Here is a 23,667-nt window from a genome sequence, read left to right on the forward strand (position 1 = left end):
CGGCCACGCTGGCAGCCCCATGCCGCCATGCGAGAATTGCGATCATGTCGACCGTACAGAGACCCGCCCCCGCAGACGTTGCGCCCGAGCCCGTGCCGGCACGCATGCAAATCGCCGAGCGCCAGGAAGCGCGCCGCCGCCAGATCCTCGATACCGCCGCGCAGCTCTTCTATACCAAGGGCTATCCCGGCATGACCATGAACGACCTGTGCCGCGCGCTGGGCGTGACCAAGCCGGCGGTCTACTACTACTTCACCGACAAGTACGAGATCTTCGACATCCTGTGCCGCGAGTCGGCGCAGACCTGCCTGCCCGTGATCCGCGAGACCGCCGACCCGGCGCTGCCGGTGCGCGAGCGCCTGCATGCCTGCCTGCTCGAAATGGCACGCCGCTGCGTTGCCTGCCACGTGCCCGCGACGCTCAGCTTCCGCGACCACCAGTACCTGCGCCCCGATACCGTGGCCTGGCTCGACAGCATGGCGCGCGGCTTCTACCGCGACCTGTATGCGTTGCTGGAAGAGGGCAAGCGCGAGGGCGTGTTTGCCTTTGGCGATGCGCGCGTGACGGCGCATGCAATCGGCAGCGTGGTCGGCTTCATGTACACGTGGCACCAGCCGGGCCGCATGGACGACGAGGCGCTTGCGCACGAACTCGCCACCAACATGATGAAGCTGGTGCTGCCCGGCGGAGGTTGAACCCACGGGCCTAGGGGTTATCCCGCTGCCACCGCGGCACCGGTGGCGCATAATGCCCGTCAGGGGCGCGTTGCCTCGAACAATGTCCCCGAGGACTTCGTCTAAGTTGTTGTTTTAACCGAAGCGCCCGTTTAGCATCACGGCAAAATCGAACGACCATTCAGAAATTCAGGAGACGGTGCTATGGACAGGATTTGGCTGAAACACTACCCGGCCGGCGTCCCCGCCGAGATCGATGCCAGCCAGTTTCGTACGCTTGCCCAGCTGCTCGAAGCGTCTTTCCGCACCTATGCCGACCGCAAGGCCTTTGTCTGCATGGACAAGGCCATCACTTACGGCGAACTCGACCAGATGTCCTCGCGCTTCGCCGCGTGGCTGCAGTCGCGCGGGCTGCGTCCCGGCGCGCGCGTGGCAATCATGATGCCGAACGTGCTGCAGTATCCGGTGGTGCTGGCCGCGGTGCTGCGCGCCGGCTTCGTCGTGGTCAATGTCAATCCGCTTTACACCCCGCGCGAGCTGGAGCACCAGCTCAAGGACAGCGGCGCCGAGGCCATTGTCATCCTGGAGAACTTTGCCGCCACGCTGCAGCAGGTGCTGGCCCGCACGCCGGTCAAGCACGTGGTGGTCGCCAGCATGGGCGACTTGCTCGGCGGACTGAAGGGCGCGATCGTCAATTTTGTCGTGCGCAACGTCAAGAAGATGGTGCCGGCGTGGGAGTTGCCCAACTGCGTGCGCTTCAACAGCGTGCTGGCCGAAGGCGGCAGGCTCACGCTGCAGCCGGCGACCACCGGACCTGACGACATCGCCTTCCTGCAATACACCGGCGGCACCACCGGTGTGAGCAAGGGCGCGGTGCTGCTGCACCGTAACGTGGTCGCCAACGTGCTGCAGTCCGAGGCCTGGATGCAGCCGGCGCTGGCCAAGGGCGGCCATATCGACCAGGTCGTCACCATCACCGCGCTGCCGCTGTACCACATCTTCGCGTTGACCGTCTGCTGCCTGCTGGGGATGCGCAGCGGCGGCATGAGCGTGCTGATCCCCAACCCGCGCGATATCCCGGGCTTTATCAAGGAATTGCAGAAGTACAAGTTCAACATGTTCCCGGCGGTCAACACGTTGTACAACGCGCTGATCAACAACCCGGAGATCGCCAAGGTCGACTTCTCCGGCCTGCGCGTGGCCAACGGCGGCGGCATGGCGGTGCAGGAAGCGGTGGCCAAGAAGTGGCTGGACAAGACCGGCTGCCCGATCATCGAGGGCTACGGCCTGTCCGAGACCTCGCCGTCGGCCACCTGCAACCCGACCGACAGCAATGCCTTCTCCGGAACCATCGGCATGCCGCTGCCGTCGACCGAAGTGGTGATCCGCGACGACGATGGCAGGGACCTGCCGCTGGGTCAGCCGGGCGAGATCTGCATCCGTGGCCCGCAGGTGATGGCGGGCTACTGGAACCGCCCGGACGAGACCGCCAAGGTCATGACCGCTGACGGCTTCTTCAAGACCGGCGATATCGGCATCATGGACGAGCGCGGCTACACCAAGATCGTCGACCGCAAGAAGGACATGATCCTGGTGTCGGGTTTCAACGTGTACCCGAACGAAGTCGAAGGCGTGGTGGCCGAGTGCCCGGGCGTGCTGGAAGTGGCTGCGGTGGGCGTGCCCGACACGCACTCTGGCGAGGTGGTCAAGCTGTTCGTGGTCAAGCAGGACCCGGCGCTGACCGAGGCGGACGTGATCGAGTTCTGCAAGGAGCGGCTGACCGGCTACAAGCGGCCGAAGTACGTGGAGTTCCGCACCGAGCTGCCCAAGACCAACGTCGGCAAGATCCTGCGCCGCGAACTGCGCGACAGCCGCAAGGCGGCCTGAGCGCCAGCGCCTGCGCAAACGACAACGGCCTCCGCAACGGAGGCCGTTTGCTTTCCAGCGCCGCTTCCGCGGCTCAGCATTCGTTCGATGGCGCCAGTCTCGGATCCGTACTGCCATCCAGGTAGATCACCCGCACGCACGCGCCCGGCTCCAGGCCCGGTATCGCCGGCGCATTGGCCGATACGAGCGTGCCGTCCATGGTCCGCACCTTGTACTGGAACAGGTCGATCTGCTGCACCGGCGCCGGGCGACTGAACAGCCGGCTCAGGTCGAAGGCAAAGCCTACGCCCACCCCGCCGCCTCCGCCACCTCCCGCGGCACCCACGCCGACGCTGGTACCGCTGCCGTAATAAGCGGGCGCCTGCGCGACGTCCATCCGAGTCAGGAAGGTCCTTTCGGTCACGCGGCCAAGCTTGATGGTGGCGTTCACCGGGGTCATCTGCGGCGGTTGCGGCATGCTGCTGCAGGCGGCCAGGAGCGGCAGCAGGCCGCACAGCGTGAGGTAGGGTAGCGTCTTCATGGCGAGATCAGGCCGTTCTTGAGCCTGCCGAGTAGTCGGAACAGCGCGCGCCGGTCGGTTTCGGCCAGCCCCGAAAACAGTTGGCCGATCCAATCCTCATGCGCACGCGCCATGCGCGAGAATGCCGCGCGTCCCGCCGGCGTCAGGCGGATCAGGTAGGCGCGGCGGTCGGTGGGCAGCGCCTCGCGCGAGACCAGCCCTTCCTGCTGCAATTGGTCCGTGATGCCGGTGACATTGCCGCCCGTGACCATCATGCGGCGTGACAGCTCGCCCATCTTGAGCCCTTCGGGGTGGCGATCGAGCTGGGCCATCAGGTCGAAGCGCGGCAGCGTGCAGGCAAAATCCTGCCGAAGCCGCGAGCGGATGTCGCCTTCGATCAGGTTGGTGCAGGTCAGCAGCCGCAGCCACAGCCGCAGGGCTTCGTGCTCGGTCTGGTCGGCACGGGTTTCAAGGTCGACCGGCGCGTTCTCGGCGCCGGCGGCAGGGGACAGGTTTGGCATCTTCAGTGCAACGGTGCGCGGGTGTGCGGCGAACGCCGCCGGCGGCTGCAGGATCGGCCGGCAGTCAACATTTGATACCTCAAGTATATGCGCGATGCGGACGGTCGCCCCTGCCGGCGATCAAACCGCCGTCAATCGACCTTGGCGCCCGAATCCTTGACCACCTTGGCCCATTTGGTGGTTTCGGCGCGGATCAGCGCCGCGAACTGCTCCGGCGTATTGCCGACCGGTTCGGCACCCTGTGCCTGCAGGCGTTCGCGCACCGCGGGAGCGCCGAGCGCCTTGGCCACTTCCTGCTGGATGCGGTGGACGATTTCCGGCGGTGTCCCGGCGGGTGCCAGCATGCCGAACCAGGAGCTGGCCTCGTACTGCGGCAGGCCGGCCGCCTGCGCGATGGTCGGCACGCCCGGCAGTGCCGGCGAGGGTTTGGCGCTGGTCACGGCCAGCGCCTTGAGCTTGCCGGCCTTGATCAGCGCCATCGACGAGGGCAGGTTGTCGAACATCACCTGCATGGTGCCGCCGGTCAGGTCGGTCAGCGCCGGCCCGCTGCCCTTGTACGGGAAATGGACCATGAAGGTCTTGGTCTGGGTCTTGAACAGCTCGCCGGCCAGGTGGATCGAGGTGCCGTTGCCGCTGGAAGCCATGTTCAGCTTGCCCGGGTTGGCACGCGCGTAAGCGATCAGGTCCTTGACGCTGTCGATCTTGTTCTGCTGCGCGAAGGCCGGGTTGACTACCAGGACGTTCGGCACCGCCGCCACTTCGGTGATGGGTGCAAAGTCCTTGATGGGGTCGAACGGCAGCTTTCCGTACAGCGACTGGTTGATGCCGTGGGTGCCGACCGTGCCCATCAGCAGCGTATAGCCGTCCGGCGCCGCCTTGGCGACGATATCGGCGCCGATATTGCCGCCCGCGCCGGGTTTGTTGTCCACCACCACGTTCCAGCCAGGCAGCTTGGCCAGCTCCGCGGCGACGGCGCGGGCCAGGATATCGGTGGTGCCGCCTGCGGCAAACGGGACGACCAGCCGAACCGGCTTGGACGGATACGGATCGGCGGCCAGCGCCGCGGGACTGGCGAGCGCGGCAAGGCTGCCGGACAGCAACAGCGCGACGGCGCGCCGGCGAATGGGTTGCATGCGTGGTCTCCTGGTGTAGCCGCCTCGTGTCGCCGGGCGGTGGCATGTGCATTCTAGTTGGCCGCAATCGGCACGCCGATGGGGTGATGCCCTAAGCGCAAGGCGCCGCACGCCCATGAAAAAAGGCACCCGCAGGTGCCTTTTGAACGATCGGCCGGTGAGGCTGGCGATCAGAACTTGTGGCGGATGCCCAGGGCGACGCCGACCATCTTGTCTTCGCCGGTACCCAGGAAGTAACCATTGGCGAAGCTGATCGCCGAGGTGTCGAAGTTCAGGCCGGCGTTCTTCGAGAAGGCCGTGGTCAGGTACAGGTCGGTGCGCTTGGACACGCTGTAGTCCGCGATAAACGAGATCTGCCAGGGGTTCTTGATGTTGTTGGTGGCGCCGGTGGCAGCCGGGTTGAAGTTCTTGACGTCGTCGTAGTAGTACGCGAGCGTCAGGCCCAGTGCGGGGGTGACCTGGTAGTTGCCGCCGACCCAGTAGTAATTGTCCTTCAGGATCGTATTGTCGTTCGGCGCCTTGCTCATGCCCCAGCGATAGCCGGCCATCAGCTTGGCCGGGCCAAAGGAATAGCTGGCAGCGACCGCGGCCTTCTTGGCCTCCCCGGTGCCGCCGGCGGCGTTCAGGGTCGGGTTGTACTGGTCATAGGCGCCGCTGATGCCGAACGGGCCGGCTGCCCATGAGACGCCTGCACCGTAGCCGGTATCGCGGCGGAACTGGCCCGGGACTTCGCCTCCGCCGGCGACGCCGTTGCCGAACGACCAGTGGGCGACCGCCGTCACCGGACCGAACTTGCCCGTGTACTTGGCCGTGTTGTCCGAGCGGAAGTTCAGGCCCAGTTGCGCCACCACCGGTTCATACTGGGTGGCATAGCCGGCCGGCGAGAAATTGGCCATCATGTCGAACAGCGAGGTGTACTGGCGACCGAAGGTGAAGCGGCCAGCCTGGGCGCTTTCCAGGCCGACATAAGCCTGGCGGCCGAACAGGCGGCCGCCTTGCTGCAGACCGCCATTGTCGAGGCCGAAACCGCTTTCGAGCACGAACAGCGCCTTCAGGCCGCTACCGAGGTCTTCCACGCCGCGCAGGCCCCAGCGCGAGCCGGACAGGCCGCCGGATGACATACGGAAGAGGTTTTCGGCCGGGCCGGTGGCAAAGCCGTTGGCGGACGACGGGATGACGCTCGACATGTTGCTCACGTACTCGATGTTGGCATCCACCACACCGTAGAGCGTGACGCTCGATTGGGCCTGCGCCGCCCCGGCAAATGCGCCAAGCGCTGCCAGCGCCAGAAGCGATTTCTTCATGCTCGTTGATCTCCACTGTAAGAATTATTGGTGACGGCCCGGGGGAACCTCCTGTTGGTCTCCATCCCCCATGCGTCAAACTTCCTTGGAAGTTGCGAAGTACTGTAACAAACAACTTTTCGTTCACCATTCGGGCGCAACCCCCTTGTCTGGTTTTAGCAACTCAGGGTTTCTGAGTAGCGCTCCGCATCGATGCAAGGCGTGGCGCGGGATGCGGCGAATTAGAGGCAAGCTACAATGCGGGTAATCCCGATGCGGTCGCCGCGGGTCGCGCTGCCGCGTGTGCCCCACCATGAAGACCTCGGGAGCAAGAAGATCAATCCGCTTGCGCGACATGGACACCCTGATCAAAGAATTCGACGTGGCACTGCGGGCCATCGCCGGGGCAACCCGCTCCGCGCGCGCCAACCCGGCCGACCAGCTGGCGCCGGACACCGAACAGATGAGCGCCGAAGAGCGGCGCCACGTGGCCGGCCTGATGCGCATCAACCATGTCGGCGAGGTTTGCGCCCAGGCCCTGTACCAGGCGCAGAAACTGACCGCGCGCAACGCGACAGTGCGCGCGCAGATGGATGCGGCCGCGCGCGAAGAAGAAGACCACCTGGCCTGGTGCGCCGAGCGGCTGCGCGAGCTGGGCTCGCGCCCGAGCCTGCTCAACCCGCTGTGGTACGCGGGTGCGTTCGCGATCGGCTGGGTTGCGGGCCGGACGGGCGACAAGGTCAGCCTTGGCTTCGTGGCCGAGACCGAGCGCCAGGTCGAGCACCATCTCGGCGGCCACCTGGACCGCCTGCCTGAAGCGGACGGCCGCTCGCGCGCTATCCTCGAGCAGATGCGCGACGACGAGATCCGCCATGGCGCTGCCGCCCGCGATGCCGGCGGCATCCCGCTGCCCGCGCCGGTGCGTGCGCTGATGCGCGGCGCTTCTCGCGTGATGACCACCGCCGCCTACCGCATCTGAAGCGCGGCGGCAGCGCGCCCGGCCTCATGGCCGCTCGCTCGCGGTTGCCCGCCGGCCCTTGATTTTCCAGTGCTGGCGGGCGATTGTTGTATCCTTTCCCCGGGCTGCGTGATAGTCGTTCCCGCCGCCGCCGGCAGTTCTCCTCCCGCAGTTCTCAGGTGGTTTCTCTGCTTTCCTCCCTAACATCTTCATTTCATTAAGGATTCACTTTCACGGTGCGTGAGGTGTGCGCGCTAAGTCATTGTTCTGATTCGAAAAATCTCGTTTGCTGCTCTGCAACCAGCCTTGACCGCCCAAATTGCTTCCTCTAAAGTGGGAAATAGTGTGAGGAAGTGTATTTTTGTGTGAAATTGCGAACCGACCGTGGGATCATTTCGTCACAGTCGGAAACAGAGGGATTCACGCGATTGCCAGCTGCCAGGGGCCACCGGTAGCAGGCAGGGACCGGGAGCGAGCGTGTTTCAGGGAGCATCGGCGCTGTCGCTGGATGCCAAGGGGCGGATGTCCATTCCGTCCAGGCATCGCGAGGCGCTGCAACAGCAGGCTGAGGGCCGGGTGACGCTGACCAAGCACCCGGATGGCTGCCTGCTGCTGTTTCCGCGGCCCGAGTGGGAAACCTTCCGCACGCGCATTGCAGCGCTGCCGATGGATGCGCACTGGTGGAAGCGCATCTTCCTGGGCAACGCCGCCGACGTGGAAATGGACGGAGCAGGCCGGGTGCTGATCGCACCGGAGCTGCGCAGTGCCGCCATGCTCGACAAAGAGGTCATGCTGCTCGGCATGGGCAGTCATTTCGAAGTGTGGGATGCCGCGACCTACGCCGCCAAGGAACAGCAGGCGATGGCGCAAGGCATGCCCGAAGCATTGAAAAATTTCTCTTTCTGAAGAGGTCATGAGTCCTACCGGAACGCCGGCAACCCCCGCCCTGCGCCATCGCACCGTGCTGCTGGACGAGGCCGTGGACGCCCTGATCTGGCGCCCGGACGGCGTCTACGTGGACGGCACCTTCGGCAGGGGAGGGCACAGCCGGGCGGTACTGGCCCGGCTGGGGCCAGACGGGGCCCTGGTCGCGTTCGACAAGGACCCAGCAGCAATCGCAGAAGCGGGCACCATCGGGGATGCCCGCTTCTCCATTGAGCACGCCAGCTTTGCGGACATGGCAGAGCGCCTGGCCGGGCGCGGCCACGTGGCCGGCGTGCTGCTCGACCTGGGGATCAGCTCGCCCCAGATCGATGAGGCGGCGAGGGGGTTTTCCTTTCGTTTCGAGGGCCCGCTGGACATGCGCATGGACACCACGCGCGGCATTACCGCCGCGCAGTGGCTGGCGCAGGCGGATGAGCAGGACATTGCCAGGGTGATACGAGACTATGGGGAAGAACGGTTTGCTGTACAGATTGCAAAGGCGATTGTTGCTCGCCGGCGCGAACCCGGCGATGGCGGACCCATCGCCACTACTGCCGACCTTGCCGCGCTCGTGGCGAAAGCCGTCAAAACACGCGAGAAGGGCCAGGACCCTGCGACCCGCACCTTTCAGGCTCTACGGATTCACGTCAATCAAGAGCTTGAGGACCTCGAAAGAGGTCTGAAGGCGGCTTATGACCTGTTGCAGGTAGGGGGACGCCTGGTGGTGATCAGCTTCCATTCGCTGGAGGACCGCATCGTCAAGCGGTTCATGGCGGCGCACGCCCGTCCCCAGCAGGATGCCGACCCGGCCCTGCGCCGCGCGCCGCTGCGCGCGGCCGACCTGCCGCAGCCCACGCTGCGCCTGCTCGGACGCTCCAAGCCCGGCGCCGAAGAGATCGCCGCCAATCCGCGCGCGCGCTCGGCCGTGATGCGCGTGGCCGAGAAACTGGCTCCGGCCGGCGGAGGCGTGCGCGCATGAACCGCCTGACTTTCTTCCTTCTGGCCGCGCTGATCCTGTGCGCGCTCTCGCTGGTGAGCGCCCAGCACCAGGCGCGCACGCTGTTCGTGGCGCTGGAGCGGGCACAGTCGGAAGAACGCCAGCTCGACATCGACTGGGCGCGCCTGCAGTACCAGCAGAGCTCGCTCGGCAAGAGCGCGCGCATCGCCGATGCCGCGCGCGCGCAGCTGAAGATGGCACCGGCCAACCCCGGCAAGACCCAGTACCTGTCGGGCATCGTGCTGCCGCCGGCGCAGCCCGCGCCGGCCAGCGAGGCGGAGGCGCGCCAATGAGCATGGCCCGACCCAACCCGCCCGGCCGCAACGGCAACGGCACTCCGTCGCGCCCGCGCAGCGGCCAGTTCTCGGCCAGCCCGGTGCTGGGGCTGCGCCTGCCGATGTGGCGCTCCAAGCTGGTGGTGTTCCTGATGTTCGCGGCTTTTGTCGCGCTGGCGCTGCGCGCCGCATGGATCCAGGGCCCGGGCAACCAGTTCTACGAGGCCGAGGGCAAGAAGCGCTTCCAGCGCACGCTGGAACTGCCGGCCACGCGCGGCAAGATCCTGGACCGCAATGGCCTGGTGCTGGCCACCAGCCTGCCGGTCAAGGCGATCTGGGCGGTGCCCGAGGATGTGCCCAACCAGGTCGAGCTGGCCAAGATCCGCCAGCTGGCCAGGCTGCTCGGCATGTCGGAGAAGGACCTCGGCAAGAAGCTGTCGGAGGACAAGGGCTTTGTCTACCTGAAGCGCCAGGTGCTGCCCGACGTCGCCGACAAGATCGCCGCGCTCAAGATCGAGGGCATCCACCAGACCCGCGAGTACAAGCGCTTCTACCCGGAAGGGGAGGCGATGGCGCATATCGTGGGCTTCACCAATGTGGAAGACCGCGGGCAGGAAGGCGTGGAGCTGGCGCGCGAGACCGGCCTGGCCGGCCGCCCCGGCGCGCGCCAGGTGATCAAGGACCGCCTCGGCCGCGTGGTCGAGGATGTCGGCATCCTGAAGACTCCGCGCGACGGCGAAGACATCCAGCTGTCGATCGACGCCAAGATCCAGTACCTCGCCTACAACGAACTCAAGGCCGTGGTGGATAAGCACAAGGCCAAGGCCGCCAGCGCCGTGGTGCTCGACGCCCAGACCGGCGAGGTGCTGGCGCTGGCCAACTGGCCCACCTACAACCCCAATGACCGCACCCGGCTGTCCGGCGAGCAGCTGCGCAACCGCGTGTTGACCGACACCTTCGAACCCGGCTCGATGATGAAGCCGATCACCGTGGGGCTGGCGTTGCAGCTCAAGCGCGTGACGCCGTCGACGGTGATCACCACCACCGGCAAGTACCAGTTCGAAGGCGCCACCATCAGCGATACCCACAACTACGGCGCCCTCACCGTCAGCGGCGTGATCCAGAAATCGTCCAACATCGGCACGACCAAGATCGCGATGCTGATGAAGCCGCAGGAGATGTGGGATATGTACACCAGCATCGGCCTGGGCCAGGCGCCCAAGATCGGCTTCCCCGGCGCGGTGGCAGGGCGCGTGCGTCCGTTCAAGAGCTGGCGCCCGATCGAGCAGGCCACCATGTCGTACGGCTACGGCCTGTCGGTGTCGCTGTTCCAGATGGCGCATGCCTACACCATCTTCGCGCACGACGGGGAGCTGATCCCGGTCACCATGTTCCGCGCCAACGGTCCGGCCACCGGCGAGCGCATCCTGTCGCCGCAGGTGGCGCGCGACGTGCGCGCCATGATGGAAACCGTGACCGCGCCCGGCGGCACCGCGCCCGAGGCGCAGGTGATGGGCTATCGCGTCGGCGGCAAGACCGGCACCGCCTACAAGCACGAAGGCCGCGGCTATAACCGCAGCAAGTACCGCGCCTCGTTCATCGGCCTGGCGCCGATGTCCAACCCGCGCATCATCGTCGCCGTCAGCGTCGACGAGCCTACCGCCGGCAGCCACTACGGCGGCCTGGTGGCGGGCCCGGCGTTCGCCGCCATCACCGGCGGCACGCTGCGCGCACTGAATGTCCAGCCCGATTCGCCGATCCGCCAGCTGGTGGTCAGCGACAAGGTGCCGGAAAGCGAACCGTGGAGCGCGACCCAATGACGGCCAAGCCCCTGCTCCCGCTCGAGGTGACCACCCAGGCCAGCAACGCGCTGGCCTGGCTGCGTACCAACGTGGCCGCTTCGGCGCAGTTGACGGGCGATAGCCGCCGGCTGGCGCGCGGCGACGTGTTCTTTGCCTACGTGCTCGGCAACGAGCGCCTGGCCACAGACGGGCGGCCCTATGTCCAGCAGGCCATCGCGGCCGGCGCCGGTGCCATCGTCTATGAGGCTGAAGGCTTCGACTGGCCATTTGGCGACGTCGTGCCGCATCTGGCGGTCAGCAATCTGCATCAGCTGGCCGGCCCGATCGCTGCCGGCTGGCACGGGAATCCGGTGCGCGGCCTGGCCGTGACCGGGATCACCGGCACCAACGGCAAGACCTCGTGCAGCCAGTGGCTGGCGCGCGTGCTGCAGGCCGCTGGCACGCCCTGCGCGACCGTCGGCACGCTCGGCACAGGCTTCCCCGGCGCACTGCAGGCGACCGGCTTCACCACGCCCGACGCGGTGCAGCTGCAGGCCAGCCTGGCGGCGCTGCACGACGCCGGCGCGCGGGCCGTGGCGATGGAAGTGTCCTCGCACGGCCTGGAGCAGGAGCGCGTGGCCGGCACGCATTTCACGGTGGCGGTACTCACCAACCTGACGCAGGACCACCTCGACTACCACGGCTCGATGACCGAGTACGAGGCCGCCAAGGAGCGCCTGTTCCAGTGGGACGGCCTGCGCACCGCAGTGGTCAACCGCGACGACGCCATGGGCCAGCGGCTGCTGGTGGCGGACGCGGCCGCAATCGCCGCGCCGCACGTGATCGAATACGGCATCGACGGCCCCGGCGCTGCCACGGTGCGACGCCCGCGCGGCGAATGGCTGCGCGCCACCAACGTGCGCGCCACGCCCAACGGCACCGCTTTCCATATCGACGGCAGCTTCGGCAGCACCGAGATGGCCACGCCTATGATCGGCGCCTTCAACGTCAGCAACCTGCTGGCGGTGCTGGGCGCGGCGCTGGCCAACGGCGTGGCATGGAATGCGGCGCTGGCGGCGCTGCGCGCGCTGACGCCGGTCGAGGGCCGCATGGAATTGTTCGGCGCCAACGGTGGCGATGCCGGGCTGGGCCCGCTTGCGGTGGTCGACTACGCTCACACCCCTGACGCGCTGGAACAGACGCTGGCCGCGCTGCGCCCGGTGGCGCGGGCGCGTAATGGCCGCCTGTGGTGCGTGTTCGGCTGCGGCGGCGATCGCGACCCGATCAAGCGCCCGCTGATGGGCGCGGTGGCCGAACGCCTGGCCGACGAGGTCATCCTCACCAGCGACAACCCGCGCAGCGAGGACCCGCAGGAAATCCTGGACGCGATCGCCGACGGCATGGCCGACCGCGCGCGCGGCCGCCAGATCGAGGACCGCGCCGCCGCCATCCTTTACGCCATCCGGCACGCGGCTTCGGCCGACGTGGTGCTGGTGGCAGGCAAGGGCCACGAGGCCACCCAGGAGATCCAGGGGCGCAAGCGCCCGTTCTCCGACCGCGAGCATGTCCGCCTGGCGCTAGCCACCCGTGGAGTATCGGCATGAGCCAGACCACCATGACCACCTTGCAGGACGCCGCCGGCTGGATTGCCGGCGCGCGCGTTTCCGGCGACGGCGCCGTTGCGTTCTCGCGCGTGCAGACCGACAGCCGCACCGTCGAGCCCGGCGACCTGTTCGTCGCGCTGAAGGGCGAGCGCTTCGATGCGCATGACTTCATCGCCGACGTGGTGGCCAAAGGCGCCGCGGCCGTGCTGGTGAGCCGTGAAGTCGATGCTGGCGTGCCGGCCATTGTCGCCCCCGACACCCGCATCGCGCTGGGCGAGCTGGGTGCCGGCTGGCGCCGCCGGTTCACGCTGCCCGCGGTGGCGGTGACCGGCAGCAACGGCAAGACCACGGTCAAGGAAATGATCGCGGCGATCTTCGCTGCGGCGGTGGGTGAAGACCAGCGCCTGGCCACCGGTGGCAACCTGAATAACGACATCGGCCTGCCGCTGACGGTGCTGCGCCTGCGCGCCACGCACAAGCTGGCAGTGCTGGAGCTCGGCATGAACCATCCGGGCGAGACCGTCTACCTGGCCGGCATCGCCCAGCCCACCGTGGCGGTCATCACCAACGCGCAGCGCGAGCACCAGGAATTCATGGTCAGCGTGGAAGCCGTGGCGCACGAGCACGCGGCCGCGATCGCGGCGCTGCCGGCGGACGGCGTGGCGGTATTCCCGCTCGACGAGGAAAGCGGCGGTGCCTATGCACCGGTCTGGCGCGAGGCCGCCGGTGCGCGCCGGGCGCTGTCGTTCGGCACCTCGCAGCGCGCGGACGTGCACGCCACCATGGCATTGGTCGACGGCGTGCAGGTAATGCAGGTGCGCGCGCCGGGCCATGCGTTTGAAGTCAGGCTTGCGCTGCTGGGCGAGCACAACGTGCGCAACGCGCTCGCGGCGATCGCCTGCGCGCTGGCCGCGGGCGTGCACGTGCCGGCGATCCAGGCGGGGCTGGCCGGCTTCCAGGCGGTCAAGGGCCGGCTGCAGGTGAAGTACACGCCGGGCGGCACGGTGGTCATCGACGACACCTACAACGCCAACCCCGATTCCATGCGCGCCGCCATCGACGTGCTGGCCGGTTTTGCCGCGCCGCGCATGCTGGTGCTGGGCGACATGGGCGAGGTCGGCAACCAGGGGCCGGCGTTCCACGAAGAGATCGGCGCCTACGCGCAGGCGCGCGGCGTCGACGCGCTGTGGGCCGCCGGCGAACTGGCCGTGCACGCGGTGCGCGCGTTCGGCGCCAACGGCCGCCATTTCGGCAGCGTGGAAGACCTGGCAAAGGCCTTGGAGGAAGACAGCGGGGGCATGGTGGCGCAAGCGGGCGCCGTGCTGGTGAAGGGATCGCGCTTCATGCGCATGGAACGGATCGTCGCTGCGCTGGTCGCAGACACTTCCGCACATTAACGAAGACAACACGATGTTATTGGCTCTGGCCCAGTGGCTGCAAAACGACTACAGCTTCCTCCGGGTCGTCAACTACCTGACATTCCGCGCGGTGATGGCAAACCTCACCGCGCTGCTGATCGGCCTGACGTTTGGTCCGTGGGTGATCCGCAAGCTGACCGAACTGAAGGTCGGCCAGGCGGTGCGCACCATCGGCCCGCAGACGCACCTGGTCAAGTCCGGCACGCCGACCATGGGCGGCGTGCTGGTGCTGGTGTCGATCGCCGTCTCGACACTGCTGTGGTGCGATTGGGGCAACCGCTTTATCTGGGTGGTGATGCTGGTCACCTTCGGCTATGGCGCCATCGGCTGGGTCGACGACTACCGCAAGGTGGTCTATCGGGACCCGCGCGGCATGTCGAGCCGCGAAAAGTTTTTCTGGCAGACGCTGATCGGCCTTGTGGCCGCGGTCTACCTGGCGTTCTCGGTGTCCGAAAGCAGCAATGTGCGGGTCTGGGAGCTGTTCCTGAACTGGGTCGAGGGCGGGCTGTCGCTCGACATGCCGTACAAGTCCAACCTGATCGTGCCTTTCTTCAAGGAGATCAGCTACCCGCTGGGCGTAGCCGGCTTCATCGTGCTGACCTACCTGGTGATCGTGGGCTCGAGCAACGCCGTGAACCTGACCGATGGCCTGGACGGCCTGGTGATCATGCCGGTGGTGCTGGTCGGCGGCGGGCTGGGCGTGTTTGCCTACGTGATGGGCAACGCGGTCTACAGCAAGTACCTGCTGTTCCCGCATATCCCGGGCGCGGGGGAACTGCTGATCTTCTGTTCCGCGCTGGGTGGGGCAGGGCTGGCCTTCCTCTGGTTCAACGCGCACCCGGCACAGGTGTTCATGGGCGACGTGGGCGCCCTGGCGCTGGGCGGCGCGCTGGGCACGATCGCGGTGATCGTGCGCCAGGAGATCGTGCTGTTCGTGATGGGCGGCATCTTCGTGGTGGAAACGCTGTCCGTGATGGCGCAGGTCACATGGTTCAAGATCACCAAGCGCCGTTTTGGCGAGGGCAGGCGGCTGTTTCGGATGGCGCCGCTGCACCACCATTTCGAGCTGGGCGGCTGGAAGGAAACGCAGGTCACGGTGCGCTTCTGGATCATCACCATGTTGCTGGTGCTGATCGGGTTGTCGACGCTGAAGCTGCGTTAATGGTTGTGCCGATGGCGATGGCCGCGGCGCTTTCTAAATAGAAACAGGAAACCAAAGGCAGGAAATCGAAGTGTTTGGCGAGCTGCAGAAACCTCATGTGCTGGTACTTGGCCTCGGCGAATCGGGGCTGGCCATGGCGCGCTGGTGTGGCCTGAACGGCTGCGCGGTGCGCGTGGCCGACACGCGCGAGGCGCCCGCCAACCTTGTCTTCCTGCAGGCCGAGCTGACTTCGGCCGAGTTCGTGGGCGGCCCGTTCGCGGAAAGCCTGCTCGACGATATCGGCCTGGTGGCGATCAGCCCCGGCTTGTCGCCGCTGGACGCCGGCACCGGTGCCTTGCTGGCCGCCGCGCAGGCGCGCGGCATTCCGGTGTGGGGCGAGATCGAGCTGTTCGTGCGCGCGCTCAGGCACCTCGAAGCCGAATCCGGCTACGCGCCGAAGCTGCTCGCGATCACCGGCACCAATGGCAAGACCACCACCACGGCGCTGACGGGCCGGCTGGTCGAGCGCGCCGGCAAGACCGTGGCGGTGGCGGGCAATATCAGCCCGTCGGCGCTGGACAAGCTGTCGGCATGCATCGCCTCGGCCACGCTGCCGGAGGTGTGGGTGCTGGAACTCTCCAGCTTCCAGCTGGAGACCACGCATACGCTGGCCCCGGATGCGGCCACCGTGCTCAACGTGAGCCAGGACCATCTCGACTGGCACGGCTCGATGGAAGCCTACGCCGCATCCAAGGCGCGCATCTTCGGGCCCGCCGGCAGCGAGTGCGTGCAGGTGCTGAACCGCAATGACAAGCTGACGCTGGACATGGCGCGGGCGGGCCGCAAGCCGGTGACCTTCGGCATCGACCTGCCGGAAGTGCCGGGCAGCTTCGGCATCCTGCGCGAGGGCGGCATGCCCTGGCTGGTGCTGGCCGAACCCGATTCGGAAGCGGAAGGGGAGGGCAAGCCGCGCCGCCGCAAGGCCGCCGAAGCTTCCGAGGAAGCCGTGCCGGTGCGCCACAAGCGCCTGATGCCGGCCGACGCGCTGCATATCCGCGGCATGCACAACGCCACCAATGCCATGGCGGCGCTGGCGCTGTGCCGTGCCATCGACCTGCCGATGAACGCCTTGCTGCACGGACTGCGCGAGTACCGCGGCGAGCCGCACCGCGTGGAGTGGGTGGCCACCATCGATGACGTCGAGTATTTCGACGACAGCAAGGGCACCAATGTCGGCGCAACCGTGGCCGCGCTGTCCGGGCTGGACAAGCGCGTGGTGCTGATCGCCGGCGGCGAAGGCAAGGGCCAGGACTTCTCGCCGCTGGCCGCGCCGGTGGCGCAATACGCGCGCGCAGTCGTGCTGATCGGCCGCGCTGCCGCCGAGTTGCGCGATGCGTTGCAGGGCAGCGGCGCCAGCCTGGCCGATGCCGCCACGCTGGAAGAAGCCGTGGCCAAGGCCACGGAACTGGCCGAACGCGGTGACGTCGTGCTGCTGTCGCCGGCCTGCGCCAGCCTCGACATGTTCCGCAACTACGTGCACCGCGCCGAGGTATTCCGCGCCGCGGTGGAAGAACTGGCCCTGTCCCGGGGGATCCTGCCATGAGCGACGCGCAGGTCAAGCGCAGCGGGTTTATCGGCGCCACCATCGGCAATGCCTGGGGTGGCCTGCGTGACGCGGTATCGGGCGTCAAGCCCACGCGCTCGCGCATGATGGAGTACGACCAGCCGCTGCTGTGGGTCGCGATCATGCTGCTCGCGCTCGGCCTGGTGATGGTCTTTTCGGCCTCGATCGCGCTGCCGGATTCGCCGCGCTACGCCAACTACCGCGAAAGCCATTTCCTGATGCGGCATGCGTTTGCGCTGTTTATCGGGCTCTCGGTCGGGCTGGTGGCGTTCCAGGTGCCGGTGAAGGTATGGGACCGCTATGCGCCCAAGCTCTTTGTCGTCGCGCTGATCCTGCTGGTGATCGTGCTGGTGCCGTTCGTCGGCAAGGGCGTGAACGGGGCGCGCCGCTGGATCCCGCTGGGCGTGATGAATTTCCAGCCGTCCGAGCTGATGAAGCTGGCGGTGGTGCTGTATGCCGCCAACTACACCGTGCGCAAGCAGGAGTGGATGCAGACCGTGGCCAAGGGCTTCCTGCCGATGGGCGTGGCGGTGGTGGTGGTCGGCATGCTGCTGCTGCTCGAGCCCGACATGGGCGCGTTCCTGGTGATCGCGGCGGTGGCGATGGGCATCCTGTTCCTGGGCGGCATCAACGGCAAGCTGTTCGCCGGGCTGGTCGGCGTGGCAGTGGGCGCGTTCGCGCTGCTGATCACGGCGTCGCCGTGGCGGCGCGAGCGGATCTTTGCCTACCTGAACCCGTGGGAAGAGAGCAACGCGCTGGGCAAGGCCTACCAGCTGACGCACTCGCTGATCGCCTTCGGACGCGGCGAGTGGACTGGAGTCGGGCTGGGCGGCAGCATCGAGAAGCTGCATTACCTGCCCGAGGCGCATACCGACTTCATCCTCGCGGTGATCGGCGAGGAATTCGGCTTTGTCGGCGTGCTGGTGGTGATCGTGCTCTTCTACTGGCTGGTGCGGCGCGCCTTCAATATCGGCCGCATCGCGCTGCAGCTCGACCGCACCTTTGCCGGCCTGGTGGCCAAGGGCATCGGTGTGTGGATCGGCTGGCAGACCTTCATCAACATGGGCGTGAACCTGGGCCTGCTGCCGACCAAGGGGCTGACGCTGCCGCTGGTGAGCTATGGCGGGTCGGGGATTCTGATGAACTGCGTGGCGTTGGCGATCCTGCTGCGTATCGATTATGAAAATCGCGTGCTGATGCGTGGAGGGAAGGTATGACGCAGCCACGCACCCTGCTCGTGATGGCCGGCGGCACCGGGGGACATGTGTTCCCGGGGCTGGCGGTCGCGCATGCGTTGCGCGAGCAGGGCTGGAACATCGTCTGGCTGGGCAACCGCACCGGCATGGAAGCCACGCTGGTGCCCAAACACGATATCCCGATGGAATTCATCCAGTTCGGCGGGCTGCGTGGCAAGGGGCTGGTGACCAAGTTCCTGCTGCCGCTGAGCCTGCTGCGCGCATTCTGGCAGAGCATCGGCGCGCTGCGCCGGGTAAAGCCGAACGTGGTGCTGGGCATGGGCGGGTATATCACCTTCCCGGCTGGCATGATGGCCTCGCTGCTGGGCCGCCCCCTGGTGCTGCACGAGCAGAACTCGATCGCCGGCCTGGCCAACAAGGTGCTGGCCAAGGTGGCCGACCGCGTGCTGTGCGCGTTCCCGGACACGCTGCCCGGCGGCGAATGGATCGGCAACCCGGTGCGCGAGGAACTGGCGCACCTGGATGCGCCCGAGTCCCGTTACGACCAGCGTACCGGTCCGCTGCGCATCCTGGTGGTGGGCGGCAGCCTGGGTGCCGCGGCGCTGAACGAGGTGGTGCCGAAGGCGATCGCGCTGTTGCCGGAAAGCGAGCGTCCGGTGGTGACGCACCAGGCCGGTGCCAAACAGATCGACACGCTGCGCGCCAACTACGCGGCGGCGCAGGTGCCGGCGCAGACCCTGCCGTTCATCGACGACATGGCGCGTGCCTATGCCGATGCCGACCTGGTGATCTGCCGCGCCGGCGCAATGACGGTGTCGGAAGTGGCCGCGGCGGGCGTGGCGGCGCTGTTCGTGCCGTTCCCGCATGCCGTGGACGACCACCAGACCACCAACGCAAAGTTTTTGTCCAGCCAGGGCGCGGCCCTGCTGGTGCAGCAAGACGACCTGACGGCCGAGGGCCTGGCGCAAACCATCGCCAGCCTGACCCGGCCGCAGCTGAAAGACATGGCGCGCCTGGCGCGCGGACTGGCCAAGCCTGAGGCAACCCGGCGCGTCGCCGAGGTGTGCAGCCAGCTGGCCAGGGACTGAAATGAGCGAAGCAGCAATCCAATGAAGCATATCGTCAAAAACATCCACTTCGTGGGCATCGGCGGGGCCGGCATGAGCGGCATCGCCGAGGTCCTGCTGAACCTGGGCTACAAGGTCTCGGGTTCCGACGTGGGCAGCAATGCCGCCACGCGGCGCCTGGCGTCGCTGGGCGCAACGGTCATGCACGGGCATGACGCGGCCAACGTGACCGGCGCCAATGCCGTGGTGGTGTCGACCGCGGTCAGCGGCGACAACCCCGAGGTGCTGGCCGCTCGCAGCAAGCGCATCCCGGTGGTGCCGCGCGCGGTGATGCTGGCCGAACTGATGCGCCTGAAGCAGGGCGTGGCCATCGCCGGTACGCACGGCAAGACCACCACCACCAGCCTGGTGGCATCGGTGCTGGCAGAGGGCGGGCTGGACCCGACCTTCGTCATTGGCGGCCGGCTCAACTCCGCGGGCGCCAACGCGCGCCTGGGCACCGGCGACTTCATCGTGGCCGAGGCGGATGAGTCCGACGCGTCGTTCCTGAACCTGTTCCCGGTCATCGAGGTCATCACCAATATCGATGCCGACCACATGGACACCTACGGGCACGATTTCGCCCGGCTCAAGCAGGCGTTCATCGAATTCACGCAGCGCCTGCCGTTCTACGGCATCGCCGTGCTGTGCGTGGACGATCCCAACGTGCGCGAGATCCTGCCGCTAGTGTCCAAGCCGGTGGTGCGCTACGGGTTTGCCGAAGACGCGCAGATCCGCGCGGTGGACGCGCGCGCGGTCGATGGGCAGATGCACTTCACCGTGATGCGCCAGCTCAACGGCCATACCGAGCCGCCGCTGGACATCGTGCTGAACCTGCCCGGCATGCACAACGTGCAGAACGCGCTGGCGGCGATCGCCATTGCCACCGAGCTGGAAGTGCCGGACGCCGCCATCGTCAAGGCGCTGCGCGAGTTCCACGGCGTGGGCCGCCGCTTCCAGCGCTACGGCGAAGTGGCCACCACCGACGGTGCCGGCACCTTCACGCTGGTGGACGACTACGGCCACCACCCGGTGGAAATGGCTGCCACGCTGGCCGCGGCGCGCGGCGCGTTCCCGGGCCGCCGCCTGGTGCTGGCGTTCCAGCCGCACCGATTCACTCGTACGCGGGATTGCTTTGAGGACTTCGTCAAAGTGCTGGGCACCGTCGATGCCCTGCTGCTGTCCGAGGTCTATGCCGCCGGCGAGACCCCGATCGTGGCCGCCGACGGCCGTGCGCTGACCCGCGCGTTGCGCGTGGCCGGCAAGGTAGAACCTGTTTTCGTGGAGCAGATGGAAGAGATGCCGCAGGCCATCCTGAATGCTGTCCGGCCCGGCGACGTGGTCGTGACGATGGGCGCCGGCTCGATCGGCGGCGTGCCGGGGCAACTGGTGTCATACCAGCAGACGCAACAGTCGGGAGGCCAGCAATGAGCTTCGTCGCCCATCCCAATATCGATCCCAAGTCGCTGGGCAAGGTCGGCGTGCTGTTCGGCGGCCGTTCCGCCGAGCGCGAGATCTCGCTGATGTCGGGCAACGGCGTGCTGGCCGCGCTGCAGTCGCGCGGCGTCGACGCGCATGGCTTCGATCCCGGCCTGCAAAGCGTAGCCGAGCTTGCCGCGGCCAAATTCGACCGCGTCTTTATCGCGCTGCACGGCCGCTACGGCGAAGACGGCACCATCCAGGGCCTGCTGGAACAGCTGGGCGTGCCCTACACCGGCAGCGGCGTGCTGGCGTCGGCGCTGGCGATGGACAAGCAGGCCACCAAGCGCCTGTGGACCACCCATGACCTGCCCACGCCGCGCTTCGCCATGCTGCACGCCGACTCGGATTTCGACGCGGTGGTTGCCGACCTGGGCCTGCCGCTGATCGTCAAGCCGGCGCGCGAAGGCTCGTCGATCGGCCTGACCAAGGTGACGGCGGCCGACCAGATGCGCGAGGCGTTCGAGAAAGCCGAGGCGCTGGACAACGACGTCATCGCCGAGACCTTCATCGACGGCGCCGAGCTGACCTGCCCGATCGTGGGCGAGGGCGACACCGCCGAAGCGCTGCCGGTGATCCGCATCGTCGCGCCCGAAGCCAACTACGACTATCAAAATAAATATTTTACTGACGATACCCAATACTTGTGTCCGTCAGGGCTGGACCCCGAAATCGAGAAGGAAGTCCAGGCGCTGGCGGTGCAGTCCTACCGCGTGCTGGGCTGCCGCGGCTGGGCGCGCGCCGACGTGATGCTGCGCGCCGACGGCAAGCCTTTCCTGCTCGAGATGAATACCTCGCCAGGCATGACCGGCCACTCGCTGGTGCCGATGGCGGCGCGCGCGGTCGGCATCAGCTACGAGGACTTCGTGCTGCAGGTGGTGGCCGCCGCGACGCTGGACCTGCACCCGAACGAGCACTGGAAGCCCGAATAACCGAGAACCCGCCTGGACCATGTGGCATAACGCACGCCTGCTCAACCTGATCGCCACCACGCTGTACGCCGTGGTGGCGTTGATGGCGCTCGCGGCCGGCCTGCTGTGGCTGGCGCAGCGGCCGGTGTTTGCCATCACCCACGTGGAGATCGCGCCGATGGACGGCGGCGCGCTGCGCCACGTGAACGCCCCCAGCGTGCGTGCCAGCGCGCTGGGCAAGCTGTCGGGCAACTTCTTCACGCTCGACCTGACCGCGGCACGGCAGGCGTTCGAGTCGGTGCCGTGGGTGCGGCGCGCCAGCGTGCGGCGCGAGTGGCCCAACGGCCTGGCCGTGGAGGTCGAGGAGCACGAGGCGCTGGGGACGTGGGGCTCGCCGGAGAGCGGGCGCCTGCTCAATACCTACGGCGAGATCTTCGTGGCCAACACCGCCGAGGCGGAAGAAGACGCACAGCTGCTGGCGCTTGACGGGCCGCCGGACAGCGAGGGCGACGTGATCGAGAAGCTCGAGGTCATGCGCCAGTGGTTCAAGCCATTGCATACCGAGCCGCTGGCGGTGACGCTGTCGGGCCGCTATGCCTGGCGGGCCAGGCTGTCCAACGGCATGGTGGTCGAGCTTGGCCGCGAGCAGAACGATGAAGACCGCGCTGCAATGGACAAGCGGGTCAGGCGGTTCGTCGCTGCGTGGCCGCAGGTCACCGAGCAGTGGGGCAAGCAGATCGACTACGCCGACCTGCGTTATCCCAACGGCTTTGCCATCCGTGCCGCCAACGCCCGCTTCCTGACCGAGGCGCAGATCGCCGCGGCGGTGCGGGCCGAGAAGGCGGAGCGGGCAGCGAAGGCGGCCCGGGCTACGCAGGCGGCAGCAGCGGTTTCCGGTACTTCCAACAACAATCCGACGCGACTGAAGAGCAAGAACGCGGAGAAAACCCGATGAGCAAGGAATACAAGGACCTGTTGGTCGGTCTCGATATCGGCACCTCGAAGGTGGCGGCGGTGGTCGCAGAACTGCGCCCCGACGGCAGCTACGAGGTGATCGGGATGGGCCAGTCGGAGTCCAAGGGTCTGAAGAAAGGGGTCGTGGTCAATATCGAGGCCACCGTGCAGTCGATCCAGAAAGCACTGGAAGAGGCTGAGCTGATGGCCGACTGCAAGATCTCGGAGGTCTTTACCGGCATTGCCGGCAGCCATATCCGCAGCTTCAACTCCAGCGGCATGGTGGCGATCAAGGACAAGGAGGTCACGCAGACCGACGTGGCGCGCGTGATCGAGACCGCCAAGGCGGTCAATATCCCGACCGACCAGCAGATCCTGCACATCCTGACGCAGGAATTCATCATCGACGGCCAGGAAGACGTGCGCGAGCCCATCGGCATGAGCGGCATCCGCCTGGAAGTGAAGGTGCATATCGTCACCGGCGCCGTCAGCGCCGCGCAGAACATCGTCAAGTGCGTGCGCCGCTGCGGCCTGGAAGTGCATGACCTGATCCTGCAGCCGCTGGCGTCGAGCCTGGCGGTGCTGACCGAGGACGAGAAGGAACTGGGCGTGGTGCTGGTCGACATCGGCGGCGGCACCACCGACATCGCCATCTTCAGCGAAGGCGCGATCCGCCATACGGCCGTGATCCCCATCGCCGGCGACCAGATCACCAACGACATCGCCATGGCGCTGCGTACGCCGACGCCGGACGCCGAGGACATCAAGATCCAGTACGGCATCGCCAAGCAGGCCATCGCCGATCCGGAAGACATGATCGAGGTGCCGGGCGTGGGCGATCGCGGCACGCGCACGCTCAGCCGCCAGGCGCTGGCCGCGGTGATCGAGCCGCGCATCGAAGAGCTGTACTCGCTGGTGCACCAGGTGGTGCGCGAGTCGGGCTACGAAGAGCTGCTGTCGTCCGGCGTGGTCATCACCGGCGGTACCGCGATGATGCCGGGCATGGTCGAGCTGGGCGAGGACATCTTCCTCAAGCCCGTGCGCGTGGGCGTGCCGGAGTATCGCGGCAACCTGCACGAGGTGGTGAAGAGCCCGCGCTATGCGACGGTGATGGGCCTGCTGCTGGAAGGCCGCGTGCAACGGATGCGCGGGCGCAAGGTCGCGGTGCAGAGCGGGTCGGTCAAGCAGGTGTGGACCCGCATGAAGGAATGGTTCGTCGGCAATTTCTGATCGATGTTCCGATCGACGCGGAAATTACCGGGCTGAAGATGCAACGGCGCGCGAATGGCTTTGTCTACCGGA

21 protein-coding genes are annotated in these 23,667 nt (G+C 67.1%); 17 read left to right on the plus strand and 4 right to left on the minus strand.

Features of this window, described 5'->3' with window-relative positions; genetic code table 11:
• Positions 1 to 44 precede the first annotated feature (44 nt).
• Positions 45 to 695 (plus strand): TetR/AcrR family transcriptional regulator, encoded by a 651-nt coding sequence (locus tag K309_RS0119920; RefSeq protein WP_035877959.1) that lies wholly within the window; start codon positions 45 to 47, stop codon positions 693 to 695.
• 183 nt (positions 696 to 878) lie between these two features.
• Positions 879 to 2,561 carry a long-chain fatty acid--CoA ligase gene (locus K309_RS0119925; RefSeq protein ID WP_029048060.1) on the plus strand — a complete coding sequence of 561 codons (1,683 nt, stop codon included), beginning with the start codon at positions 879 to 881 and terminating at the stop codon, positions 2,559 to 2,561.
• A 73-nt stretch (positions 2,562 to 2,634) separates the two neighbouring features.
• Here K309_RS0119925 and K309_RS0119930 read toward each other — a convergent pair whose 3' ends face one another.
• From K309_RS0119930 to K309_RS0119945, 4 genes are all read right to left on the minus strand, one after another.
• The gene (locus K309_RS0119930) at positions 2,635 to 3,081 is read right to left on the minus strand and encodes a hypothetical protein (protein WP_029048061.1); all 447 of its coding nucleotides are present in this window, start codon (positions 3,079 to 3,081) and stop codon (positions 2,635 to 2,637) included.
• Positions 3,078 to 3,581, minus strand: a complete 504-nt coding sequence (locus tag K309_RS0119935) for a MarR family winged helix-turn-helix transcriptional regulator (protein WP_029048062.1) — start codon at positions 3,579 to 3,581, stop codon at positions 3,078 to 3,080. Before K309_RS0119935 ends, K309_RS0119930 begins: the two co-directional genes overlap by 4 nt.
• A gap of 131 nt (positions 3,582 to 3,712) precedes the next feature.
• Positions 3,713 to 4,714: a tripartite tricarboxylate transporter substrate binding protein gene (locus tag K309_RS0119940; protein WP_029048063.1), complete on the minus strand. Its 1,002-nt coding sequence runs from the start codon at positions 4,712 to 4,714 to the stop codon at positions 3,713 to 3,715.
• 170 nt (positions 4,715 to 4,884) lie between these two features.
• Positions 4,885 to 6,018, minus strand: a complete 1,134-nt coding sequence (locus K309_RS0119945) for a porin (protein WP_029048064.1) — start codon at positions 6,016 to 6,018, stop codon at positions 4,885 to 4,887.
• A gap of 334 nt (positions 6,019 to 6,352) precedes the next feature.
• Between K309_RS0119945 and coq7 the strand changes: the two genes are divergently transcribed.
• The 15 genes from coq7 (at position 6,353) to ftsA (ending at position 23,595) form a co-directional block, all read left to right on the plus strand.
• The gene (coq7, locus tag K309_RS0119950; RefSeq protein ID WP_029048065.1) at positions 6,353 to 6,976 is read left to right on the plus strand and encodes a 2-polyprenyl-3-methyl-6-methoxy-1,4-benzoquinone monooxygenase; all 624 of its coding nucleotides are present in this window, start codon (positions 6,353 to 6,355) and stop codon (positions 6,974 to 6,976) included.
• Between the two features lie 456 nt (positions 6,977 to 7,432).
• On the plus strand, positions 7,433 to 7,861 hold the full coding sequence (mraZ, locus tag K309_RS0119955; protein WP_010814778.1) for a division/cell wall cluster transcriptional repressor MraZ: 429 nt from the start codon (positions 7,433 to 7,435) through the stop codon (positions 7,859 to 7,861).
• A gap of 7 nt (positions 7,862 to 7,868) precedes the next feature.
• The gene (gene rsmH / locus K309_RS0119960) at positions 7,869 to 8,858 is read left to right on the plus strand and encodes a 16S rRNA (cytosine(1402)-N(4))-methyltransferase RsmH (RefSeq protein ID WP_029048066.1); all 990 of its coding nucleotides are present in this window, start codon (positions 7,869 to 7,871) and stop codon (positions 8,856 to 8,858) included.
• Positions 8,855 to 9,169, plus strand: a complete 315-nt coding sequence (ftsL, locus tag K309_RS0119965) for a cell division protein FtsL (protein WP_029048067.1) — start codon at positions 8,855 to 8,857, stop codon at positions 9,167 to 9,169. Before rsmH ends, ftsL begins: the two co-directional genes overlap by 4 nt.
• Positions 9,166 to 10,971, plus strand: a complete 1,806-nt coding sequence (locus tag K309_RS0119970) for a peptidoglycan D,D-transpeptidase FtsI family protein (protein WP_029048068.1) — start codon at positions 9,166 to 9,168, stop codon at positions 10,969 to 10,971. Before ftsL ends, K309_RS0119970 begins: the two co-directional genes overlap by 4 nt.
• Positions 10,968 to 12,536, plus strand: coding sequence for a UDP-N-acetylmuramoyl-L-alanyl-D-glutamate--2,6-diaminopimelate ligase (locus K309_RS0119975; protein ID WP_029048069.1), 1,569 nt, complete (start codon positions 10,968 to 10,970; stop codon positions 12,534 to 12,536). The genes K309_RS0119970 and K309_RS0119975 overlap by 4 nt, the downstream gene beginning before the upstream one ends.
• Positions 12,533 to 13,933: a UDP-N-acetylmuramoyl-tripeptide--D-alanyl-D-alanine ligase gene (locus tag K309_RS0119980; RefSeq protein WP_029048070.1), complete on the plus strand. Its 1,401-nt coding sequence runs from the start codon at positions 12,533 to 12,535 to the stop codon at positions 13,931 to 13,933. The genes K309_RS0119975 and K309_RS0119980 overlap by 4 nt, the downstream gene beginning before the upstream one ends.
• 13 nt (positions 13,934 to 13,946) lie before the next feature.
• Entirely contained in the window at positions 13,947 to 15,116 is a 1,170-nt protein-coding gene (mraY, locus tag K309_RS0119985) for a phospho-N-acetylmuramoyl-pentapeptide-transferase (protein ID WP_029048071.1), read from the plus strand.
• Between the two features lie 70 nt (positions 15,117 to 15,186).
• A complete protein-coding gene (gene murD, locus K309_RS0119990; RefSeq protein WP_029048072.1) occupies positions 15,187 to 16,698 on the plus strand; it encodes a UDP-N-acetylmuramoyl-L-alanine--D-glutamate ligase in 1,512 nt (503 codons plus the stop codon).
• Positions 16,695 to 17,936, plus strand: coding sequence for a putative lipid II flippase FtsW (ftsW, locus tag K309_RS0119995; protein WP_029048073.1), 1,242 nt, complete (start codon positions 16,695 to 16,697; stop codon positions 17,934 to 17,936). The genes murD and ftsW overlap by 4 nt, the downstream gene beginning before the upstream one ends.
• Positions 17,933 to 19,003 (plus strand): undecaprenyldiphospho-muramoylpentapeptide beta-N-acetylglucosaminyltransferase, encoded by a 1,071-nt coding sequence (gene murG / locus K309_RS0120000; RefSeq protein WP_029048074.1) that lies wholly within the window; start codon positions 17,933 to 17,935, stop codon positions 19,001 to 19,003. The genes ftsW and murG overlap by 4 nt, the downstream gene beginning before the upstream one ends.
• A gap of 21 nt (positions 19,004 to 19,024) precedes the next feature.
• On the plus strand, positions 19,025 to 20,452 hold the full coding sequence (murC, locus tag K309_RS0120005) for a UDP-N-acetylmuramate--L-alanine ligase (protein WP_029048075.1): 1,428 nt from the start codon (positions 19,025 to 19,027) through the stop codon (positions 20,450 to 20,452).
• On the plus strand, positions 20,449 to 21,432 hold the full coding sequence (locus K309_RS0120010; protein ID WP_029048076.1) for a D-alanine--D-alanine ligase: 984 nt from the start codon (positions 20,449 to 20,451) through the stop codon (positions 21,430 to 21,432). Before murC ends, K309_RS0120010 begins: the two co-directional genes overlap by 4 nt.
• A gap of 19 nt (positions 21,433 to 21,451) precedes the next feature.
• Positions 21,452 to 22,366, plus strand: coding sequence for a cell division protein FtsQ/DivIB (locus K309_RS0120015; RefSeq protein ID WP_029048077.1), 915 nt, complete (start codon positions 21,452 to 21,454; stop codon positions 22,364 to 22,366).
• Positions 22,363 to 23,595, plus strand: coding sequence for a cell division protein FtsA (gene ftsA, locus K309_RS0120020; protein ID WP_012353950.1), 1,233 nt, complete (start codon positions 22,363 to 22,365; stop codon positions 23,593 to 23,595). Before K309_RS0120015 ends, ftsA begins: the two co-directional genes overlap by 4 nt.
• Positions 23,596 to 23,667: the final 72 nt, after the last annotated feature.

It is taken from the genome of Cupriavidus phytohabitans (genome assembly GCF_000426345.1).
GTDB lineage: Bacteria > Pseudomonadota > Gammaproteobacteria > Burkholderiales > Burkholderiaceae > Cupriavidus.

What these genes read in the sequence shown, in the direction of transcription:
- K309_RS0119920 (WP_035877959.1), top strand. Translation starts at nt 45, where the DNA reads ATGTCGACCGTACAGAGACCCGCCCCCGCAGACGTTGCGCCCGAGCCC.
- K309_RS0119925 (WP_029048060.1), top strand. Translation starts at nt 879, where the DNA reads ATGGACAGGATTTGGCTGAAACACTACCCGGCCGGCGTCCCCGCCGAG.
- K309_RS0119930 (WP_029048061.1), bottom strand. Translation starts at nt 3,081, where the DNA reads ATGAAGACGCTACCCTACCTCACGCTGTGCGGCCTGCTGCCGCTCCTG.
- K309_RS0119935 (WP_029048062.1), bottom strand. Translation starts at nt 3,581, where the DNA reads ATGCCAAACCTGTCCCCTGCCGCCGGCGCCGAGAACGCGCCGGTCGAC.
- K309_RS0119940 (WP_029048063.1), bottom strand. Translation starts at nt 4,714, where the DNA reads ATGCAACCCATTCGCCGGCGCGCCGTCGCGCTGTTGCTGTCCGGCAGC.
- K309_RS0119945 (WP_029048064.1), bottom strand. Translation starts at nt 6,018, where the DNA reads ATGAAGAAATCGCTTCTGGCGCTGGCAGCGCTTGGCGCATTTGCCGGG.
- coq7 (WP_029048065.1), top strand. Translation starts at nt 6,353, where the DNA reads ATGGACACCCTGATCAAAGAATTCGACGTGGCACTGCGGGCCATCGCC.
- rsmH (WP_029048066.1), top strand. Translation starts at nt 7,869, where the DNA reads ATGAGTCCTACCGGAACGCCGGCAACCCCCGCCCTGCGCCATCGCACC.
- ftsL (WP_029048067.1), top strand. Translation starts at nt 8,855, where the DNA reads ATGAACCGCCTGACTTTCTTCCTTCTGGCCGCGCTGATCCTGTGCGCG.
- K309_RS0119970 (WP_029048068.1), top strand. Translation starts at nt 9,166, where the DNA reads ATGAGCATGGCCCGACCCAACCCGCCCGGCCGCAACGGCAACGGCACT.
- K309_RS0119975 (WP_029048069.1), top strand. Translation starts at nt 10,968, where the DNA reads ATGACGGCCAAGCCCCTGCTCCCGCTCGAGGTGACCACCCAGGCCAGC.
- K309_RS0119980 (WP_029048070.1), top strand. Translation starts at nt 12,533, where the DNA reads ATGAGCCAGACCACCATGACCACCTTGCAGGACGCCGCCGGCTGGATT.
- mraY (WP_029048071.1), top strand. Translation starts at nt 13,947, where the DNA reads ATGTTATTGGCTCTGGCCCAGTGGCTGCAAAACGACTACAGCTTCCTC.
- ftsW (WP_029048073.1), top strand. Translation starts at nt 16,695, where the DNA reads ATGAGCGACGCGCAGGTCAAGCGCAGCGGGTTTATCGGCGCCACCATC.
- murG (WP_029048074.1), top strand. Translation starts at nt 17,933, where the DNA reads ATGACGCAGCCACGCACCCTGCTCGTGATGGCCGGCGGCACCGGGGGA.
- murC (WP_029048075.1), top strand. Translation starts at nt 19,025, where the DNA reads ATGAAGCATATCGTCAAAAACATCCACTTCGTGGGCATCGGCGGGGCC.
- K309_RS0120010 (WP_029048076.1), top strand. Translation starts at nt 20,449, where the DNA reads ATGAGCTTCGTCGCCCATCCCAATATCGATCCCAAGTCGCTGGGCAAG.
- K309_RS0120015 (WP_029048077.1), top strand. Translation starts at nt 21,452, where the DNA reads ATGTGGCATAACGCACGCCTGCTCAACCTGATCGCCACCACGCTGTAC.
- ftsA (WP_012353950.1), top strand. Translation starts at nt 22,363, where the DNA reads ATGAGCAAGGAATACAAGGACCTGTTGGTCGGTCTCGATATCGGCACC.